Genomic DNA, 615 nt, shown 5'->3' on the forward strand with positions numbered 1-615 from the left:
ACGTCGGCCCTGGTTCCGCTGTCTGCCATGGCTCAGCAGCAGAGTCCTGTTCCGCAGCCCAACATCAATCAGCAGGGCAACCAGGCTCAGCAGCGCCAGGGCGCGCAGCAGGGCCAGCAGGGTCAGCAGCAGTTCGGCCAGCAGCAGAACCAGCAGCGCCAGGGCATGCAGGCCCAGCGCTCGCAGGGCATGCAGCAGGGGCAGCAGGGCCAGGGCGTCGCCGCGTCCGACCTGCAGGACCAGACCATCTACACGCAGTCCGGCCAGCAGGTCGGCACCATCGACCGCCTGGTGCAGGACCGCAACAACCGCACCTTCGCCGTGATCACCTCCGGTGACCAGCAGGCGCTCGTGCCCGCCAACCGCCTGGCCTACCGCGACAACCGTTTCATCGTGACCGGCAGCGACGAGCAGCTGCGCTTCCAGGCCTACAACCAGCAGGTCGCGACCCAGTACCGCGAGGTCGACCCTGAGTACCGCTTGGCCATCGTCGGCTACGAGGTCGATCCGGTCTTCGCCCTGCGCCGGACGGAACAGCAGCAGATGGCGCAGACCCAGGACGAGGCCGGCATCGTGGTGCGCCAGCCCGCTCCCACGGTTCGGGTCAACCCGGCC

The 615-nt window shown here is 68.8% G+C and carries 1 protein-coding gene; it reads left to right on the top strand.

Annotated features, from left to right (window positions below; translation table 11 throughout):
* Positions 1-27: 27 nt before the first annotated feature.
* A partial coding sequence (locus tag LG661_RS24840) for a PRC-barrel domain-containing protein (protein ID WP_230534662.1) occupies positions 28-615 on the top strand: 588 nt, incomplete at its 3' end.

It is taken from the genome of Microvirga roseola (assembly GCF_020866965.1).
Classification (GTDB): domain Bacteria; phylum Pseudomonadota; class Alphaproteobacteria; order Rhizobiales; family Beijerinckiaceae; genus Microvirga; species Microvirga roseola.